Below are 18320 nucleotides of genomic sequence, written 5' to 3'. Positions count from 1 at the left end.
GCGTTTAGCACTGTTTTTATAAAAGTGCATCCGGGAATCGCATGGGAGGCAAGCCTCATGGATGTCATCAGGACCGCGATCGGGCTGATGAGCGGCACGTCGATGGACGGAATCGACGTCGCGCTGATCAGGACCGACGGCCGCGGCTTCATCGAGCGCGGGCCGTTCATGGGCATGCCCTATGATGCGGATTTTCGCGGGCATCTCAAACGGGCGCTGGAACTGTCGCGTCCACTCAGTGAGAGAAGCCAGCGACCGGCTGAGCTCCGCGATATCGAGCTTGAACTGACGTTGAGGCATGCAATTGCCGTTAGGGCATTCATGGAGCGTTTCGGGCTTTCTGCCGATGCCGTCGATGTTCTCGGCTTCCATGGCCAGACGGTGCTTCACCGGCCTGACGAGGGATTGACGATCCAGATCGGCGATGGGCCGGAACTTGCGAAGAGAACCGGCATATCGGTGGTCTACGACATGCGCGCCAACGATATGGTTCATGGCGGGCAGGGCGCACCGCTGGTGCCGGCCTATCACGCCGCACTTGCGGGAAAATTCCAGCAGCAGGGCCAGGCGGTGTGCTTCGTCAATATCGGCGGCATCTCCAATCTGACCTTTATCGGCACCGACGGACGGATATCGGCGTTCGACAGCGGGCCGGGCAATACGCTGATCGACCAGTGGGTGGAGATGCAGACCGGCAGAACCTATGATCCCGGTGGGGAAATCGGCGGACGCGGCAAGGTCGTGGCCAGCCTGGCGGAGCGTTATCTGCAAAGCCCGTTCTTCCGCGGCAATGTTCGCCGTTCGCTGGACCGCGGCGATTTCGCGCCGCTTCGACCCGAGGAGGCGAGCCTTGAAGACGGCGCCCGGACGCTCGCGCATGTCGCCGCCGCTTCGATCATCAAATCCGCCGGCTTCCTGCCCGAGACCCCAGCGATCTATATCGTCTGCGGCGGCGGGCGTCTGAACGCCACCGTGATGGCGGAGTTCTCGGCCATGGCCGAAGGCCTAGGCTCTAGAGTATTGAGCGCCGAGGAGGCAGGCTTCGACGGCGATGCGATGGAAGCTGAGGCCTGGGCCTATCTCGCCGTCCGGTCGCTGGACGGGCTGCCGCTGACATTTCCCGGCACGACGGGGGTGGCCGCCCCGGTCAGCGGCGGCGTCATCGTGGAGGCATGATGTCGGAGACGGTCATTCTCAAGACGTCCCGGATGCGCTTCGTCATGTGGGACGAAGGCGATGCTGCCCTGGTGCAGCAGCTGCATTCGACGATGGCGACGACCCGCTATCTGTCCGGTAGCGCGCCGTGGAGCCTTGACAAGGCTGAGGAGCGGCTGCGCGGCTGGTTCGAGGAGCAGGCGCGCGACGGCACGACCAAATACAAGCTCCTGGCCGAAGACGGTCGATTTCTCGGCCGTGCGGGGATTTCAAAGTTCAGGAACGAGCAATTCGAACTCGGCTATTCCCTGCGCGAGGAGGCGTGGGGCAAGGGCCTGGCAACGGAAGCGGCGAGCGTGCTGGCTGACTGGTTCTTCGAAAGGGAGTTTGCGCAAGGATTCATTGCCTTCACGCATCCCGAAAACATCGCCTCGCAGCGCGTTCTCAGAAAGATCGGCATGCGCGAACGCGCGCCGATCCTGATCGATGGAGTGCTGGACACGGCTTTCGAACTCACCGCCGATATGCGGCCGGCAAAGCCCTAACTCTTTACGGCGACCGGCCGGACATGGGATTCGCGCCCAGCCTGATGGCCGTCCTCGACGCCCCTGACCTGGGCGATGAACGAGAACTTCTTGCGAAGGCCAAGAATGGGCTTCTCGATGAAGTGCCAGGACAGCACTGCAACGGCGAGAGCCGATGGCAGGCCGACGAGATAGAGTGCCAGCGCACCATATTTCGGATAGAGGAAAACCGACGGGAACGAGCTGATCCAGATCTGCAAAAACGGATCGTGATAGAGATAGACTCCGTAGGAATAGTCGCCTTTCCTGAAAAAGGCCGGGATGGGCACCTCGGACAGGCCGACGAAGACGGTGATGTAAACGAGAGAGGTGATGACCAGGGGCCGGTTCATCACCGACTCCGTCGCCCGGCTGTCCAGGGTGAGGATAGCAACGATGCAAACCAGGCAGGCGGCGGCGAACAGCCAGCGGGAATGCGGAATGACCGCTTTGAACTGAAAGGCGACGATGCCCATCATGAAGGCCGTTATCAGCTGGGAACCTCGGCTCATGAACAGGAAGCTAGCGGTCGGTTTGATTGTATCAGGCAACAGATAGGGCATCTTCTGCACAATAAGGCCGATGACGATGTAAGCGATCGTCACCGCGAGCAGCTTGTAGCGCGTCTTGACGATGGCGGTGATCATCAGGAACGACATGATGATGTAGCAGAAGATTTCCCAGGGAACCGTCCAGAGAGCGCCGTTGACGCGCTGGCTCGGATTATCCTGGAAGACGCCCGGCAGCTCGTAATGGATCCAGCCGACGATATTCAGGAAGTATTTGAAAAACCGCTGATCGGTAAAATATTCGGCGTGGTACACGACCGTAATGATCGGCCCGATAATCAACGAGCAGACGACGATATCGACCGCAAGGGCCGGGACGATGCGCAAGCCTCGGTTGATCAGGAAATTGCGGAGGCTCAGGCGCTGTGCGCTGCCGGCGATCAGAAATCCGCTCAAAGCGAAGAACATCGGAACAAGAGCGTATTCAGTAAACCAGAATACCGACCCCCTGATGAAGTCAGTGTTCTCGGTTAACAAAAAGGAATGGGTCAATACGATGGAAAAGGCGAGCCCTATTCGAAGAAAATCGAACCCCGGACCAATACCCCTATACTTATCCAGGACTTCCCCGAACGACTTGGTCATTGCGGACCTCGCTTTTGTTAGGATCGCGAGGACCCTACCGCACTGCAATATGGATTGCAACTCGATAGGTGATCTGTTCTGGCACATCCGGCCCGGTTGTGTTCCGGGCCGTCACGGCATCGATGACGCCTGGATTTCGTGGTGTCAGCGGATCCGCTTGGCGGCCGGTTCCGGCACCAGTTCGCCGTTGAGGCGCCGGTCGAGATAGTCCTCGCATTCGCCCATCAGCGTTTCCACCTGGCCGTTGAAGAAGTGGTTGGCGTTGGCAACTGTGCGATGGGTAATGAGGATGCCCTTCTGGGTCTTCAGTTTCTCCACAAGGCCATTGACATCCTTTTCCGGCGCCACCTTGTCGGCCTCACCGTTGATGATCAGGCCGGAAGACGGGCAGGGCGCCAGGAAGGAGAAGTCGTAGGTGTTCGGCTGCGGGGCGATCGACATGAAGCCTTCGATCTCCGGCCGGCGCATCAACAACTGCATGCCGATCCAGGAGCCGAAGGAATAGCCGGCGACCCAGCAGGTCTTGGAATCGGGATGCAGGCTCTGCACCCAGTCGAGCGCCGAGGCGGCATCCGAGAGTTCGCCGGCGCCGTGGTCGAATTCACCCTGGCTGCGGCCGATGCCCCGGAAGTTGAAGCGCAGCGTCGTGAACCCGCGCTTCTGGAACATGTAGAAGAGCTGATAGACGATCTGATTGTTCATCGTGCCGCCGAACTGCGGATGCGGATGCAGAATCAGGGCGATGGGCGCGCTTTTTTCCTTGGAGGGCTGGTAGCGGCCTTCAAGACGGCCGGCTGGGCCGTTGAAAATAACTTCGGGCATTGGTACTCCGGGTTTTATTTCGCGTTCGCGCTGCGTTGGACGACAACATGACTTGACTAGTGTTGTCAGCTTTTCTAAAACGCAGTTTAGAACAATTCGAAACTTGCATGGCGATCCACGCATCGTGGAACGTGTCATAAGGCAAGCCCGGCGGAAATTTCAAGAAAAATGAACCGCGGCCGCTGAAGCAAGCTCGTCAAGCGCAGGACTGAAGATCATGGCGCCGCCACGCCTTTATCTCGACTGGAATGCCACAGCGCCGCTGCACCCCGCAGCACGCGCGGCGATCATGCGCGCCATGGACGTGTTTGGCAATCCGAACAGTGTGCACGGAGAGGGTCGCGCGGCGCGTGCCGCCATCGAAGGCGCACGACGCAAGGTGGCGGCATTTGCCGGCACAGATGCCGGCAATGTGGTCTTTACCAGCGGCGCGACCGAGGCCGCCAATCTGGTGCTGACGCCGGATTTCCGCATGGGCCGCACGCCGCTTCGGCTTGGCCATCTTTATTTTTCGGCGATTGAGCATCCCGCGGTGCGCGAAGGCGGCCGCTTCGCCAGGGAGAGTATGACGGAGATCCCGGTGACGGAAGCCGGTGTCGTCGATCTCGACGCACTCTCCAAGCTGCTCGATGCGCATGACAAGGCCGCCGGCCTGCCGATGGTCGCCGTCATGCTCGTCAACAATGAGACGGGCATCGTCCAGCCGGTTGAGGCGGCGGCAAAGATCGTCCACGCCCATGGCGGCCTCTTCGTGGTCGATGCCGTCCAGGCTGCCGGCCGCGTCGCGCTTGAGATCGAAAAGATCGGCGCCGATTTCATGATTGTTTCCTCGCACAAGATCGGCGGGCCGAAGGGGGCCGGCGCACTGATTGCGCGCGGCGAGGCGCTGATGCCCAGGCCGCTGATCCAGGGTGGTGGGCAGGAGCGGGGTCACCGCTCAGGAACACAGAATTCGCTGGCGCTGATCGGCTTCGGCGCGGCAGCAGAAGCCGCGGCCGACGAACTCGAGGCGCGCAATGCGGCGATCGGTGCGCTACGCGAGCGCTTGGAAGCCGGCATGCGTGAGGCGGCAGTCGATGTGATGATCCACGGCGAGGGCGGCGAGCGAGTCGCCAATACGGTCTTCTTCACTCTGCCGGGGCTGAAGGCTGAGACCGGACAGATCGCTTTCGATCTCGAAGGCGTTGCCCTTTCGGCAGGCTCGGCCTGCTCATCCGGCCGGCTCGGCGAAAGCCATGTGCTGACGGCGATGGGCCGTGACGCCAAGCTCGGGGCACTGCGCATCTCGCTTGGCTTTTCGACAACGGAAGAGGATATCGACAGGGCGATTGCGGCTTTCGCGAAGATCGCCAACCGACGCAGGTCGGCTGGCGAGGCCGTTTGCCCCGTGCCAAAACTTGCGGAAACGCAAATTTCCGCTTGCCAATCGGGCTGAAAAGTCCCTTTTGGCCTCTTACATAAAGGGCAAGATAATTGCCTAAACGCTACAAGCTGCCGGACCTTGTATCCGGCGAGATTGGAGAATGAGATGGCTGCCGTGCAGGAAACAATCGACCGGGTGCGCCTGATCGATGTGGATCAGTACAAATACGGTTTCGAGACCGTCATCGAGATGGACAAGGCGCCGAAAGGCCTGTCCGAGGACATCATCCGCTTCATTTCGGCCAAGAAGCAGGAGCCGGAATGGATGCTGGAATGGCGTCTCGAGGCCTATCGGCGCTGGCTGACGCTGGAAGAGCCGACCTGGGCGCGCGTCAACTATCCGAAGATCGATTTCAACGACATCTATTATTACGCTGCGCCGAAAAGCACGCCGGGTCCAAAGTCGCTCGACGACGTCGATCCGGAGCTGTTGAAGGTCTATGAAAAGCTCGGCATCCCGCTGCGTGAGCAGGAGATCCTTGCCGGCGTCGAGAAGCCGAAGATCGCCGTCGACGCCGTTTTCGACAGCGTCTCGGTCGTTACCACCTTCAAGGCAGAGCTGAAGAAGGCCGGCGTGATCTTCATGTCGATCTCGGAAGCAATCCGCGAATATCCCGATCTCGTCCGGAAATATCTCGGCTCGGTCGTGCCGACCTCGGACAATTATTATGCGACGCTGAATTCGGCTGTATTCACCGACGGTTCCTTCGTCTTCGTGCCGAAGGGCGTTCGTTGCCCAATGGAGCTGTCCACGTATTTTCGCATCAATGAGAGGGGCACTGGTCAGTTCGAGCGCACGCTGATCATTGCGGAAGAGGGCGCCTACGTCTCCTATCTCGAAGGCTGCACGGCGCCGCAGCGCGATGAAAACCAGCTGCATGCCGCCGTGGTCGAGCTGGTTGCGCTCGACGATGCCGAGATCAAATATTCGACGGTGCAGAACTGGTATCCCGGCGACAAGAACGGCAAGGGCGGCATCTACAACTTCGTCACCAAGCGCGGCGATTGCCGGGGCGACCGCTCGAAGATTTCCTGGACGCAGGTCGAAACCGGTTCGGCGATCACCTGGAAATATCCGTCCTGCATCCTGCGCGGCGATGACAGCCGCGGCGAATTCTACTCGATCGCCGTTTCGAATGGCCACCAGCAGATCGACAGCGGCACCAAGATGATCCATCTCGGCAAGAACACGTCGAGCCGCATCGTCTCCAAGGGCATCGCCGCCGGCGTTTCCAACAACACCTATCGCGGCCAGGTCTCGGCTCACCGCAAGGCATCGAATGCGCGCAACTTCACCCAGTGCGATTCGTTGCTGATCGGCGACAAGTGCGGCGCCCATACCGTGCCCTACATCGAGGCGAAGAATTCGACGGCGCAGTTCGAGCATGAGGCGACGACCTCAAAGATCTCCGAGGACCAGCTGTTCTACTGCCTGCAGCGCGGCATCCCGACCGAAGCGGCGATCGCCCTGATCGTCAACGGTTTCGTCAAGGAAGTGCTGCAGGAACTGCCGATGGAATTCGCCGTCGAGGCGCAGAAGCTGATCAGCATCTCGCTAGAAGGCTCGGTCGGCTGACATGGAAACTGCGCAGTTTATTGATCAGGTGGCCACACCGATTGGCGTGGCGGTTGCCAGTCTTTTCGTTTTTCGCCGCAAACGGCCGAACGCGGAGAGAATGAGCTGGATAATGAGCATTGCGGGAGCCGCCATGGTGCTTATTGCCTTTGTGGCACTTAAGCGCCTCTTATAAACTGATCTTCACATCCACTTTTGTACAGACGCTGGGTCGCTTGTGCCCGAGTACACAGGAAAAACGAAATGCTTGAAATCAAGAACCTCCATGCCCGCATCGCCGAAGACGGCACCGAGATCATCCGTGGCTTGAACCTGACCGTGAAAGTAATGAGGTTGCCGCGATCATGGGGCCGAACGGCTCCGGCAAGTCGACGCTCTCCTATGTGCTGTCCGGCCGCAGCGATTACGAAGTCACCGAGGGTGACATTCTCTACAATGGCGAGAGCATTCTCGAGCTTGATCCCTCCGAACGCGCCTCCAAGGGCATCTTCCTCGCCTTCCAGTACCCGGTCGAAATCCCGGGTGTTGCCACCATGCAGTTCCTGAAGGTGGCGATGAACGAGCAGCGCAAGGCGCGCGGCGAGGACGAGCTGACGACGCCGGACTTCATGCGCCGCGTCAAGGATGCCGCCGGCAAGCTGCAGATCAATACCGAGATGCTGAAGCGGCCGCTGAACGTCGGGTTCTCCGGCGGCGAGAAGAAGCGCGCCGAGATCCTGCAGATGGCGCTGCTCGAACCGAAGCTCTGCGTGCTCGACGAAACCGATTCCGGGCTCGACATCGACGCGCTGAAGATCGTCGCCGACGGCGTCAACGCGCTGCGTTCGCCGGACCGCGCGGTCGTGGTCATCACCCACTACCAGCGCCTGCTCGACTACATCGTGCCGGATACCGTCCACGTGCTCTACAAGGGCCAGGTGATCAAGTCGGGCGACAAGACGCTGGCGCATGAGCTGGAAGCCAACGGCTATGCCGACATCATCGGCACGGCGGCCTGAGTTTCGGGTGGAAAGGACGACGTCCATGAATATGCAGACGACGAGCCGCCTGACTGCGGCCGAGACGGCGCTGATCGAGGCCTTCAATCAGCAGATCGGCGAACTGCCGGGCAATGGCGCGGTGACGGCACTGCGCGACCGGCTTCTCGACGACCTGAAGAAGGCCGGCCTGCCGACGCGCCGGATCGAGGCTTGGCACTATACCGACCTCAAGAATCTTTTGCGCACTGTCCCGTCGCAGGCGGGTGATGCCGGCTCGGACGCTTTGGAGCCGCTCGTTGCTGATGCCACGGTGCTGGCGGTGATTCAGGGCCATTCCAACCAGAAGGCTGCCGCTGACGGCCTTGGCGTTTCGCCCTATTCCGAACGTCTGCTCGACGGCTCCGCCGCGGACGGCCTGGATGCGCTCGGCAGCGACGACGCGGTCGGCCGCATCAATGGCAGCTTCGTGCGCGACGGCTATGTCGTCGACGTGCCTGCCGATACCGAGCTTGAAAACCCGCTCGAAATCCAGTTCATCCATGCCGGTGGGCAGACGCACACGCGTCTTCCTGTTTCCTTCGGCGCAAACGTCAAGGCGACCGTCATCGAGCGTCACCTTGCGGTGACTGGCGACGCAGCCTTTGTGTCTCACGTCAGTGACATCGTTGTCGGCGAGGGCACGGAGCTGACCTGGATCATATTGCAGCAGCAGGGAGCCGACGATACGCATCTCGGCCAGATCCGCATCGATCTCGGCGCCGACGCCAAGCTTCGGCTTTTCGTCATCAATGCCGGCGGCAGGCTGGTGCGCCAGGAGCTCAACATCAAGGTGACGGGCGAGGGCGCAGACCTGACGCTGCGCGGCATCAATCTGCTCGGCGGCGACACGCATACTGATGTGACGATGGTGCTCGGCCACGACGTGCCGAATACCGGCTCGACCGAAGTGATCCGCAACGTCGTCTTCGACCGCGCCAAAGGTGTGTTCCAGGGCATGATCCGGGTCGCGCCCGATGCGCAGAAGACCGATGCCAAGATGGCCTGCAACACGTTGCTGATGTCCGACGATGCCGAATTCTCGGTCAAGCCCGAACTCGAAATCTTCGCCGACGACGTCCAGTGCGGCCATGGCGCCACGGTGACCGATATCGACGCCAACCATCTCTATTACATGATGGCGCGCGGCATTCCGGAGAACAAGGCGCGGGCGATGCTCGTCAACGCCTTCGTCGCCGAAATCGTCGAGGAACTGGAAGATGAGGACCTGGTCGAGGCGCTTGAAGGCGTGATTTCGGCCTGGCTCGAAAAGCACGCCTGATCGGATATATCAAATGGACAAGATCGTGCCGGCCACGCAATACGACGTCGAAGCCATCCGCCGGGATTTTCCGATCCTGACGGAGAAGGTGCACGGCAAGCCGCTGGTCTATCTCGACAACGGCGCATCGGCGCAGAAGCCGCAGGTGGTGATCGACGCCATCTCGCATACCTATTCGCATCAATACGCCAATGTGCATCGCGGCCTGCACTATCTCTCGAATGCGGCCACGGACGCCTATGAAGCAGCGCGCGAGAAGGTGCGCCGTTTCCTCAACGCCCCCTCGGTCAACGACATCGTCTTCACCAAGAATTCGACGGAAGCGATCAACACCGTCGCCTATGGCTGGGGCATGCCGAAGATCGGCGAAGACGACGAGATAGTGCTCACGATCATGGAGCACCATTCCAACATCGTGCCCTGGCACTTCATTCGAGAGCGGCAGGGCGCCAAGCTCGTCTGGGTGCCTGTGGATGACGAAGGTGCCTTCCGTATCGAGGATTTCGAGAAGAGCCTGACGGAGCGCACCAAGCTCGTTGCCATCACCCATATGTCGAATGCGCTCGGCACCATCGTTCCCGTCAAGGAAGTCTGCCGGATCGCGCACGAACGCGGCATCCCGGTGCTGATCGACGGCAGCCAGGGCGCCGTGCATCTGCCTGTCGACGTGCAGGATATCGATTGCGACTGGTACGTCATGACCGGTCACAAACTCTACGGCCCGTCGGGCATCGGCGTGCTCTACGGCAAGAAGGAGCGGCTTTTCGAGATGCGGCCGTTCCAGGGCGGCGGCGAGATGATCTTCGAGGTCGCCGAGGATATGGTCACTTATAACGACCCGCCGCATCGCTTCGAGGCCGGCACGCCGCCAATCGTGCAGGCGATCGGGCTCGGTTATGCACTCGACTACATGGAGAAGGTTGGCCGCGAGGCGATCGCCCGCCATGAGGCCGATCTTGCCGCCTATGCGGTCGAGCGGCTGAAATCCGTTAATTCGCTGCATGTCTTTGGGACGGCACCCGACAAGGGAAGCATCTTTTCCTTCGAGCTTGCCGGTATCCATGCCCATGACGTCTCGATGGTGATCGACCGGCAGGGTATTGCGGTCAGGGCCGGCACGCATTGCGCCATGCCGCTCTTGAAACGCTTCGGCGTCACCTCCACATGCCGTGCATCCTTCGGCATGTACAATACCCGCGCCGAGGTCGATGCCCTGGCCGATGCGCTTGAATATGCGCGCAAGTTCTTTGCTTGAGGAGTGTCCGTGATGAGCCTGGACGAAAGCGAACAGAAGATCGACGTGCGCGAAGGCATCGTGCATTCCAGCATTCCGGCCGATGAACTGGCGCGGCTGAGCGACGACGTCATCAGCGCGCTGAAGACCGTCTACGATCCGGAAATTCCAGCCGACATCTTCGAGTTGGGTCTGATCTACAAGATCGACATCGAAGACGACCGGATGGTGAAGATCATGATGACGCTGACCGCACCCGGGTGCCCGGTTGCCGGCGAGATGCCCGGCTGGGTCGAAAATGCCGTCGGTGCCGTCGAAGGCGTGTCCGGCGTCGAGGTAGCCATGACCTTCGATCCGCCGTGGACGCCGGATCGTATGTCCGAAGAGGCGCAGGTCGCCGTCGGCTGGTACTGAGAGGATCGGTATTGATCCGTTTACCTTGGACGACTACATTTGAATCACGATGCACCGGATCTTGACCCCGGTTGCGGAAGGAGAATGAGCCGATGGGCTTTGCAATTATGAGCATGACGGACGGTGCCGCGGCCCGCGTCAAGGCGATCGTCGAGAACTCAGGATCGGATGCCAAAGGCATTCGCGTCGGCATCAAGAAGGGCGGCTGCGCCGGGATGGAATATACCATTGACCTGGTGACTGAGCCCAATGCCAAGGACGATTTGATCGAGCGCGACGGCGCCAAAGTCTGGGTTGAGCCGTCGGCAGCCCTTTATCTGCTCGGCACCGAAATGGGTTTCGAGACGACGACGCTGCGCTCCGGCTTCACCTTCACCAATCCGAACCAGACCTCGGCCTGCGGCTGCGGTGAATCCGTCGAACTGAAGCCTGCCGATCTGGCGGCCCTTGCCGCCCAGCGCCAGGGCGAGCCGGCGCATTCCTGACAACTTCAGAGCGGCGGAATATTCTCCGCCAGCAACTCTCCGATGAAATCGGGCGTGTTCAGTCGCGCTTGATGCTCATCAGCATTTCCCACATGTCGGCGCCGGTTTCGAAGACAACCGCGTTTGCCCTATAGCTCTGTTCGGCTTCAATCAGATCAGTCAGTTCGGTGGCCGGATCGACATTTGACGCGGTCGGGTTGATGACGGCCTGGACGCCGGCTTGCACCACGGAGGTGAGGCTGGTGTTCAGCCTGGCATAGCCCGGCGTGCTGCTGTTGGTGATGTTGTTGGCAATTGCGCCGACACGCGTCGTCTGTGCTCGCATCCCCGAAAGAGCAGTGCTCGTAATTCCCAACGTGCTCATCAGCCGTTTCCCCAGAACTGGATGAAATTTTTCTACATGCAAGGGCTTAGGGAATGCTGAAGGCGTTGCGTTAGCAAAGACCCATAGCTGAGCGCGTCTTGCCATCCATCTGTTCCGGATTGGCACGGAAGGATATCGGAGGGACGCAGAGCCATGGACAGCGTCGCTATCGTGTCGCCATCCAGTCGTGCCAATCGTTTTCGTTGCCGTTGAACACGTTGAGGTCGATCTTGCCGTCGACGCCCTCGGAAAGGCCGGAGCCGGAATACTGCCAGAACAGCCACTTGCGGCCGGGGTAGACCTTGGAGGGATGAGCGGCCACCGAGCGCAGCCAGAAGGGATAGTCGAGCATTTGGCCCTTCAAATTATCGCGGTAGAAGTCCGGCGCCGTGTAGATGATCGGGCGCTGGCCGTAATGGCGTTCCAGCTTGTCCATGAAAACCTGCATCTTTTCCCGGACGCGGGCGGGGGAAATGCGCCGCTTGCAGCTCGATTCGCCGTTCCATTCGACGTCGATAACAGGCGGAAGGGCATTTGCTTCCCTGGGCACGTTGCGGATGAACCAGTCGGCCTGTTCGCCGGCGGTCCGGCACCAATAAAAGAAATGATAGGCGCCGTGTTTCAGACCGGCTTCCTTGGCCCGGCGCCAGTTCTTCTTGAACATCGGATCGAGGTGATCGCCGCCGTCCGTCGCCTTGATGTAGACGAAATTGGCGCCCTGTGACTGTAATGTCTCCCAGTCGATCTCGCCCTGCCAGCGCGAGACATCGACGCCGTGCACGGCAAGCTTTCGCGGAGACGTGGAGCCGAAGTTGATCGGCTTGGCGTCGCGGAAGCGGTGACCGTAGATTCGCGAACGTGTCGGCGATTTGGTGCTGTTATCGGGATCGGCTTCCGGGTTGGCGGGCATCAGTATCGCCACCGGCCGTTCCGTCGGCATCGGCATGCCGACCGGCCTGTCCGCCGGCACGAGCGCCTGCGGCTCCGGCCCTGTCCAGTTCAACGCCTCCTGCGGCGTGCTTGCCTGCGGGGTGGTATCGCCGACGGCGGCAGCAGGTATCGGGCCGCTCGGCTTGCTGATTGCATTGGTCGTTTCCGCCGACGGCACAGGGGTAAGCACATCTTCGGCGCCGGAGCTTGCGGCGCATCCCGACAGGATCAGGGCGGCGAGGAGGATTGCTGGCACTGCCGAGGGACGCATGAGAACCTGCACGCAAAACAAGGGACCGGCGGTGATCCATGTTGATGGAAGCTGCCTTTCTGAATTGCTAACAGAGACTTGCTAAGAAAGGTTAAATTTGATCCTTCTGCCCCAGAAGCGGCAAGCCCCTGCCAACTCGTGGGAAGGGCTTGGCGAATGGCTGCTACTCCGCCGCCTCGGCGTAGCTTTCCACCGGCGGGCAGGTGCAGATCAGGTTGCGGTCGCCATAGACATTATCGACGCGGTTGACCGGCGACCAGTATTTGTCGACGCGGAAGGCGCCGGGCGGGAAGCAGCCTGTTCGCGGCTATAGGGGCGATCCCAATCGCCGACGAGGTTCTTCCACCGCGTGCGCGGAAATCCTCCATGTCGAGTTGCCATTCTCGCGCAGCTCCATCTGAGAGGGTCGTGCAGGAATGATACGGCAGCCTCAGCGACTGGCTTTCATACCCGCAATCAGAATATCGATGAGTTGCCTTGCCGCATCCCGCCAGGCAGGGCCACAGCTGATGCTCGCGCCGCCCGCCAGGGCGCGCAGGATATCGAGCGGGTCCATCGCCAGATGGATTTCACCGGTGGCGACTGCGCGATCCACCAGCAGATTGACGGCGCCTATGATCAAACTGGCTGAATCGGCATAGAGCTCGGAGGTGCCGCCGACCAAAGATTCCAGCACCTCGGACATGCCGTGTTTCGTCACGACATAATCCACGAACTGCACTAGCCACAGGCGGAGCGCTTCGACAGGCGGATGTGTCTCGGCAAGGCCTTTGGCGGCAGCGGCAAGCTGCGTCGTTTCGTTGCGGTAGATGGCGGAAACCAGTGCATCGCGCGTCGGGAAATGGCGATAGAGTGTGCCGATGCCGACGCCAGCGATGCGGGCGATTTCCTCCAGGTTGGCGCTGGAACCCTTGTCGGCAAAGACGGTCTTTGCCGTTTCCATCAGCAGCAGACGATTGCGTTCGGCATCCGCACGCGGCTTTCGGACGGGCTCGTCACTTTTTTTGGCCATTTCCGAGAGGTCTCCTTGATAAGCGGAGGAACCCTCCATATTTATCTGGAGGCACCCTCCTTTTATTTCATTTGAGGCCGGCGGGCAATGGTCCACCAGCCTGGAGCGGTGCGTCCATGATCAAGGAGATAATTATGAGTGAACTTTTTGGCGCGACATCAACCACCGATGAGGTGCTTGCCGGCGTTGATCTCAAGGGCAAGCGCGTTCTGGTGACGGGTATTTCGGCCGGTCTCGGCGTGGAAACCGCGCGCGTGCTGGCGGCCCATGGAGCGCAGGTGACGGGTACGGCACGTGACCTTGCAAAGGCGAGGGCGGCAACGGAAGCCGTGCGCGCCGGTGCGGCCAATGGCGGCAGCCTGGATATCGTCGAGCTTGATCTTGCCTCTTTGACAAGCGTGCGCGCCTGCGCCAATGCGCTCACTTCGGATGGTCGCCCCTTCGATGTCGTCATTGCCAATGCCGGCGTAATGGCCGCTCCCTTCGGCCGCACCGCCGATGGCTTCGAAACGCAGTTCGGCACTAATCATCTCGGTCATTTCGTGCTGGTCAACCGCATCGTACCGCTCGTCAAATCGGGCGGCCGGGTGGTGATCGTCGCATCCTCGGGCCATCGCATGGCACCTTTCAGCCTCGACGACCTCAATTTCGAGAGCAAGACCTATGAGCCCTGGGCGGCCTATGCCCAGTCGAAAACTGCAAATATCCTGTTCACAGTGGAACTCGACCGGCGCCTCAAGGAGCGCGGCATCCGTGCAACGGCACTGCATCCCGGCGGCATCCAGACCGAGCTCGGCCGTCATCTCGACCCTGACATGATTGAAGGCATGATAGCGCAGATTAACGCAGCACTCACCGCCGACGGCAAGCCACCCTTCCAGTGGAAGACGATTCCGCAGGGTGCGGCTACCTCGGTCTGGGCAGGTTTCGTCGCCCCGGCAGATGCGGTCGGCGGCAGATATTGTGAGAATTGCCACGTCTCCGAAGTGACGGATGCGGAGATCAGTCCGATTTCCGAAGGCGTGCGCACCTACGCGCTCGACCCCGAGACGGCCAGGGCATTGTGGGCCAAAAGCGAGAATATGGTCGGCGAGCGCTTCTAGACCGTAAATCCGCACGCCTCGACGCTGATAGAGCAGGGGAATTGGGAAACTGGTGCCCCTGCCGAGGAATTGGACCTGGATCGGCTGCTAACCAGACCGCTGCTCTTACGTTGAGCTACGCCGGGCGTAGCGTGTTATTCCAGAAATTACCCTCGCAGACGAACGGAGCTTCGATAGACGCTTAGAGAGCAAGGTTAGCCGCACATTTCTATCGGATTAGAAAAGCCCCTCCCATGATGGAAGGGGCTCGGGTTGCTCGGCTCTTCGCTTCACCAGGCTTAACCGCTACTCCGCCGCCTCGGCGTAGCTTTCCACCGGCGGGCAGGTGCAGATCAGGTTGCGGTCGCCATAGACGTTGTCGACGCGGTTGACCGGCGACCAGTATTTGTCGACGCGGAAGGCGCCGGGCGGGAAGCAGGCCTGTTCGCGGCTGTAGGGACGATCCCATTCGCCGACGAGATCTTCCACCGTGTGCGGGGCGTTCTTCAGCGGGTTGTTCACCTTGTCCATGCGGCCATCCTCGATGGCGCGGGCTTCCTCGCGGATCGCCAGCATCGCCTCGCAGAAACGGTCGAGTTCGGCCTTGGTCTCGCTTTCCGTCGGCTCGATCATCAGCGTGCCGGCGACCGGCCAGCTCATGGTCGGGGCATGGAAGCCGCAGTCGATCAGGCGCTTGGCGACGTCGTCGACCGTGACGCCCGAGCTATCGACCAGCGGACGGGTGTCGATGATGCATTCATGCGCGACGCGGCCGGTTTCCGATTTGTAGAGCACGTCATAGGCGCCCTTCAACCGGGCGGCGATATAGTTGGCGTTGAGGATCGCCACCTTGGTTGCCTGCGTCAGGCCTTCGCCGCCCATCATCAGGCAATAGCTCCAGGAGATCGGCAGGATAGAGGCCGAGCCGAAGGCGGCGGCTGAAACCGCACCCGAACGGCCGTCGGTTTCGGGATGGCCGGGCAGATAGGGTGCCAGATGCGCCTTGACCCCGATCGGGCCCATGCCGGGTCCGCCGCCGCCATGCGGAATGCAAAAGGTCTTGTGCAGGTTGAGATGCGAAACGTCGGAGCCGATGTCACCGGGGCGGGACAGGCCAACCATGGCATTCATGTTGGCGCCGTCGAGATAGACCTGGCCGCCATGCTCATGCACGAGATCGCAGATTTCCTTGACGGTCTCCTCGAAGACGCCGTGCGTCGAAGGGTAGGTGATCATGCAGCAAGAGAGGTTTGCCGCATGCTGCTCAGCCTTGGCGCGGAAATCGTCAAGATCGATATCGCCGTTTTCGCGCACCTTGACGACGACCACCTTCATGCCGACCATCTGGGCCGAGGCCGGGTTGGTGCCGTGTGCCGAGGTCGGGATCAGGCAGACGTCGCGATGGGTATCGCCATTGGCGATATGATAGTTGCGGATGGTCAGCAGGCCGGCATATTCACCCTGAGCGCCCGAATTCGGCTGCATGGAGAAGGCGTCGTAGCCGGTGACGGCGCAGAGCTTTTCGATCAGGTCGTCGATCATCTCGCGGTAGCCGAGCGCCTGGTCGGCCGGCACGAAGGGATGGATATCCGAGAATTCCGGCCAGGTGATCGGCAGCATTTCCGCCGTCGCGTTGAGTTTCATCGTGCAGGAGCCGAGCGGGATCATCGAGCGGTCGAGCGCCAAGTCGCGATCAGAAAGCCGGCGGATATAACGCGTCATCTCGCTTTCGGCGCGGTTCATGTGGAAGATCGGATGGGCGAGGTAATCGCTGGTGCGGAGCAAGCCCTTCGGCAGGCGATAGGAGGGCTCGAAATCGGCAATGGTGAAATTGCCGCCGAAGGCGCGCCAGACGGCTTCAAGCGTCGCCGGCCGGGTGCGTTCGTCGAGGCTCATGCCGATTTTCGTTTCGCCGACCTTGCGCAGATTGACACCTTCGGCGACGGCGGCACGCATGATCAGACCCTGCATGTGGCCGACGTCGACGGTGATGGTGTCGAAGAAGGCGTCGGGTTCGACCTTGTAACCGAGCTTTTCCAGCCCCTTGGCCATCAGCACGGCCTTCTGGTGCACCTGCTGGGCGATCGCCTTGATGCCCTTCGGGCCGTGGAAGACGGCATACATCGAGGCCATGACGGCAAGCAGCACCTGGGCGGTGCAGATGTTCGACGTCGCCTTCTCGCGGCGGATATGCTGTTCGCGGGTCTGCAGCGACAGGCGATAGGCGCGATTGCCGCGGGCATCGACGGAAACGCCGACGAGGCGGCCGGGCATGGAGCGCTTGATGGCATCCTTGACCGACATATAGGCTGCATGCGGGCCGCCGTAGCCAACCGGGACACCGAAGCGCTGCGAGGAGCCGACAGCGATATCGGCACCCATTTCGCCGGGCGATTTCAGCAGCGTCAGCGCCAGGATATCGGCGGCGACCACGGCAATGGCGCCGGTCTGGTGCAGGCGCGAGATCAGGCCGGTGAAATCATGCACGTGACCGTGCGTGCCGGGATACTGGAAGATCGCGCCGAAGACGTCGACGGGATCGAGATCGGTGAAGGGATTGCCGACGATGACGCTCCAGCCGAGCGGCTCGGCGCGGGTGCGGATGAGGGCGATGGTCTGCGGATGGCAGTCTGCATCGACGAAGAAGGCCTTCGCTTTCGACTTGGCGACGCGCTCGGCGATCGCCATGCCTTCGGCGGCGGCGGTTGCCTCGTCGAGCAGCGAGGCGTTGGCGACGTCCAAGCCGGTCAAGTCGCAGATCATCGTCTGGTAGTTCAGGAGCGCTTCGAGGCGGCCCTGGCTGATCTCCGGCTGATAAGGCGTATAGGCGGTGTACCAGGCGGGGTTTTCCAGGATGTTGCGCTGGATGACCGGCGGCGTGATGGTGCCGTAGTAACCCTGGCCGATCAGCGAGACCAGCACCTTGTTTTTGTTGGCGGTCTCGCGCAGCTTGTCGAGCGCCTCGCGCTCGGTCATCGGCGCGCCCCAGACGAGCGGCTCCTTCTGGCGGATCGAGGGCGGCAACGTCGCGTCGATCAGGCCGTCGAGGCTGTTATAGCCGATCACCTTCAGCATGTCGGTCATCTCGGCCGGCGAGGGGCCGATATGACGGCGATTGGCGAAATCGTAGGGCTGATAGTCGGTGAACTGGAATTCTGTCGGCGTCGTCATTACGCAGTGAGCTCCTTGTAGGCCGCCTCGTCGAGCAGGCCATCGGCGTCGGCAGCATTTGCAAGCTTCAGCTTGAAAAACCAGCCGGCGCCCTGAGGATCGGAATTGACCAGCGACGGATCTGCAACGATGGCCGGATTGACCTCGGTGATCTCGCCATCAAGCGGACAATAGACGTCGGAAGCAGCCTTGACGGATTCAACGGTTGCGGCATTGCCGTTCTTGGAGAAGGTCGCGCCGACTTCCGGCAACTCGACGAAAACCAGGTCGCCGAGTTGATCGACGGCATAGTTGGTGATGCCGACCGTCGCAACGCCGCCTTCGATCTTCAGCCATTCGTGTTCTTCGGTAAATTTCAGCATTGTTC

Annotated in this window: 17 protein-coding genes and 1 pseudogene; 11 read left to right on the top strand and 7 right to left on the bottom strand. The window is 61.0% G+C overall.

Features of this window, described 5'->3' with window-relative positions; translation table 11 throughout:
- Positions 1-57 precede the first annotated feature (57 nt).
- Both N1937_RS10980 and N1937_RS10975 read left to right on the top strand, forming a co-directional pair.
- Positions 58-1176, top strand: coding sequence for an anhydro-N-acetylmuramic acid kinase (locus N1937_RS10980; protein WP_260058745.1), 1119 nt, complete (start codon positions 58-60; stop codon positions 1174-1176).
- Positions 1173-1700 (top strand): GNAT family N-acetyltransferase, encoded by a 528-nt coding sequence (locus tag N1937_RS10975; protein ID WP_260058744.1) that lies wholly within the window; start codon positions 1173-1175, stop codon positions 1698-1700. The genes N1937_RS10980 and N1937_RS10975 overlap by 4 nt, the downstream gene beginning before the upstream one ends.
- Here the strand turns inward: N1937_RS10975 and N1937_RS10970 are convergent.
- Together N1937_RS10970 and N1937_RS10965 are read right to left on the bottom strand one after the other, a co-directional pair.
- Entirely contained in the window at positions 1697-2872 is a 1176-nt protein-coding gene (locus N1937_RS10970) for an acyltransferase family protein (protein WP_260058743.1), read from the bottom strand. The two genes, N1937_RS10975 and N1937_RS10970, sit on opposite strands and share 4 nt — an antisense overlap.
- A gap of 144 nt (positions 2873-3016) precedes the next feature.
- Positions 3017-3694 (bottom strand): alpha/beta hydrolase, encoded by a 678-nt coding sequence (locus N1937_RS10965; protein ID WP_003559715.1) that lies wholly within the window; start codon positions 3692-3694, stop codon positions 3017-3019.
- Positions 3695-3911: 217 nt separating this feature from the next.
- On the opposite strand from N1937_RS10965, the gene N1937_RS10960 reads away from it, so the two are divergent.
- The 8 genes and pseudogenes from N1937_RS10960 to sufA all read left to right on the top strand — a co-directional run bounded on the left by N1937_RS10960 (position 3912) and on the right by sufA (position 11123).
- Positions 3912-5129, top strand: coding sequence for a cysteine desulfurase family protein (locus N1937_RS10960; protein WP_260058740.1), 1218 nt, complete (start codon positions 3912-3914; stop codon positions 5127-5129).
- Positions 5130-5222: 93 nt separating this feature from the next.
- Positions 5223-6692 carry a Fe-S cluster assembly protein SufB gene (gene sufB, locus N1937_RS10955; RefSeq protein WP_260058739.1) on the top strand — a complete coding sequence of 490 codons (1470 nt, stop codon included), beginning with the start codon at positions 5223-5225 and terminating at the stop codon, positions 6690-6692.
- A gap of 1 nt (position 6693) precedes the next feature.
- On the top strand, positions 6694-6867 hold the full coding sequence (locus N1937_RS10950) for a hypothetical protein (RefSeq protein WP_158081411.1): 174 nt from the start codon (positions 6694-6696) through the stop codon (positions 6865-6867).
- A 68-nt stretch (positions 6868-6935) separates the two neighbouring features.
- Positions 6936-7690, top strand: a pseudogene (sufC, locus tag N1937_RS10945) (Fe-S cluster assembly ATPase SufC).
- A gap of 25 nt (positions 7691-7715) precedes the next feature.
- Positions 7716-8990, top strand: coding sequence for a Fe-S cluster assembly protein SufD (gene sufD, locus N1937_RS10940; RefSeq protein WP_260058737.1), 1275 nt, complete (start codon positions 7716-7718; stop codon positions 8988-8990).
- 13 nt (positions 8991-9003) lie between these two features.
- On the top strand, positions 9004-10245 hold the full coding sequence (locus N1937_RS10935) for a cysteine desulfurase (protein ID WP_260058735.1): 1242 nt from the start codon (positions 9004-9006) through the stop codon (positions 10243-10245).
- Positions 10246-10257: 12 nt separating this feature from the next.
- Positions 10258-10638, top strand: a complete 381-nt coding sequence (locus N1937_RS10930) for an SUF system Fe-S cluster assembly protein (protein WP_003559708.1) — start codon at positions 10258-10260, stop codon at positions 10636-10638.
- Between the two features lie 92 nt (positions 10639-10730).
- Complete coding sequence (sufA, locus tag N1937_RS10925) at positions 10731-11123, top strand: Fe-S cluster assembly scaffold SufA (protein ID WP_017964450.1); 393 nt, start codon at positions 10731-10733, stop codon at positions 11121-11123.
- Positions 11124-11181: 58 nt separating this feature from the next.
- Here sufA and N1937_RS10920 read toward each other — a convergent pair whose 3' ends face one another.
- From N1937_RS10920 to N1937_RS10910, 3 genes are all read right to left on the bottom strand, one after another.
- Positions 11182-11487, bottom strand: a complete 306-nt coding sequence (locus tag N1937_RS10920; RefSeq protein WP_260058725.1) for a flagellar basal body rod C-terminal domain-containing protein — start codon at positions 11485-11487, stop codon at positions 11182-11184.
- Between the two features lie 166 nt (positions 11488-11653).
- Positions 11654-12688, bottom strand: coding sequence for a glycoside hydrolase family 25 protein (locus N1937_RS10915; RefSeq protein WP_260058723.1), 1035 nt, complete (start codon positions 12686-12688; stop codon positions 11654-11656).
- Between the two features lie 430 nt (positions 12689-13118).
- Positions 13119-13739 (bottom strand): TetR/AcrR family transcriptional regulator, encoded by a 621-nt coding sequence (locus N1937_RS10910; protein WP_260058721.1) that lies wholly within the window; start codon positions 13737-13739, stop codon positions 13119-13121.
- Between the two features lie 95 nt (positions 13740-13834).
- Between N1937_RS10910 and N1937_RS10905 the strand changes: the two genes are divergently transcribed.
- Positions 13835-14803, top strand: a complete 969-nt coding sequence (locus N1937_RS10905; protein ID WP_260058719.1) for an SDR family NAD(P)-dependent oxidoreductase — start codon at positions 13835-13837, stop codon at positions 14801-14803.
- Between the two features lie 285 nt (positions 14804-15088).
- On the opposite strand, the gene gcvP is transcribed toward N1937_RS10905, so the two are convergent.
- Both gcvP and gcvH read right to left on the bottom strand, forming a co-directional pair.
- Positions 15089-17953, bottom strand: coding sequence for an aminomethyl-transferring glycine dehydrogenase (gene gcvP / locus N1937_RS10900; protein ID WP_260058718.1), 2865 nt, complete (start codon positions 17951-17953; stop codon positions 15089-15091).
- The gene (gene gcvH, locus N1937_RS10895; protein ID WP_017964444.1) at positions 17953-18315 is read right to left on the bottom strand and encodes a glycine cleavage system protein GcvH; all 363 of its coding nucleotides are present in this window, start codon (positions 18313-18315) and stop codon (positions 17953-17955) included. The genes gcvP and gcvH overlap by 1 nt, the downstream gene beginning before the upstream one ends.
- Between the last annotated feature and the right edge of the window lie 5 nt (positions 18316-18320).

It is taken from the genome of Rhizobium sp. WSM4643 (assembly GCF_025152745.1).
Classification (GTDB): Bacteria; Pseudomonadota; Alphaproteobacteria; order Rhizobiales; family Rhizobiaceae; genus Rhizobium; species Rhizobium leguminosarum_I.
Note: the sequence above shows the minus strand (reverse complement) of the source record. Positions and strands in the feature narration are given on the sequence as shown.

Coding starts and splice junctions, on each gene's coding strand:
- N1937_RS10950 (WP_158081411.1), top strand. CDS start 6,694: ATGGAAACTGCGCAGTTTATTGATCAGGTGGCCACACCGATTGGCGTG.
- gcvP (WP_260058718.1), bottom strand. CDS start 17,953: ATGACGACGCCGACAGAATTCCAGTTCACCGACTATCAGCCCTACGAT.
- N1937_RS10930 (WP_003559708.1), top strand. CDS start 10,258: ATGAGCCTGGACGAAAGCGAACAGAAGATCGACGTGCGCGAAGGCATC.
- N1937_RS10980 (WP_260058745.1), top strand. CDS start 58: ATGGATGTCATCAGGACCGCGATCGGGCTGATGAGCGGCACGTCGATG.
- N1937_RS10975 (WP_260058744.1), top strand. CDS start 1,173: ATGATGTCGGAGACGGTCATTCTCAAGACGTCCCGGATGCGCTTCGTC.
- N1937_RS10960 (WP_260058740.1), top strand. CDS start 3,912: ATGGCGCCGCCACGCCTTTATCTCGACTGGAATGCCACAGCGCCGCTG.
- N1937_RS10905 (WP_260058719.1), top strand. CDS start 13,835: ATGAGTGAACTTTTTGGCGCGACATCAACCACCGATGAGGTGCTTGCC.
- sufA (WP_017964450.1), top strand. CDS start 10,731: ATGGGCTTTGCAATTATGAGCATGACGGACGGTGCCGCGGCCCGCGTC.
- N1937_RS10910 (WP_260058721.1), bottom strand. CDS start 13,739: ATGGAGGGTTCCTCCGCTTATCAAGGAGACCTCTCGGAAATGGCCAAA.
- N1937_RS10965 (WP_003559715.1), bottom strand. CDS start 3,694: ATGCCCGAAGTTATTTTCAACGGCCCAGCCGGCCGTCTTGAAGGCCGC.
- gcvH (WP_017964444.1), bottom strand. CDS start 18,315: ATGCTGAAATTTACCGAAGAACACGAATGGCTGAAGATCGAAGGCGGC.
- sufD (WP_260058737.1), top strand. CDS start 7,716: ATGAATATGCAGACGACGAGCCGCCTGACTGCGGCCGAGACGGCGCTG.
- N1937_RS10920 (WP_260058725.1), bottom strand. CDS start 11,487: ATGAGCACGTTGGGAATTACGAGCACTGCTCTTTCGGGGATGCGAGCA.
- N1937_RS10935 (WP_260058735.1), top strand. CDS start 9,004: ATGGACAAGATCGTGCCGGCCACGCAATACGACGTCGAAGCCATCCGC.
- sufB (WP_260058739.1), top strand. CDS start 5,223: ATGGCTGCCGTGCAGGAAACAATCGACCGGGTGCGCCTGATCGATGTG.
- N1937_RS10970 (WP_260058743.1), bottom strand. CDS start 2,872: ATGACCAAGTCGTTCGGGGAAGTCCTGGATAAGTATAGGGGTATTGGT.
- N1937_RS10915 (WP_260058723.1), bottom strand. CDS start 12,688: ATGCGTCCCTCGGCAGTGCCAGCAATCCTCCTCGCCGCCCTGATCCTG.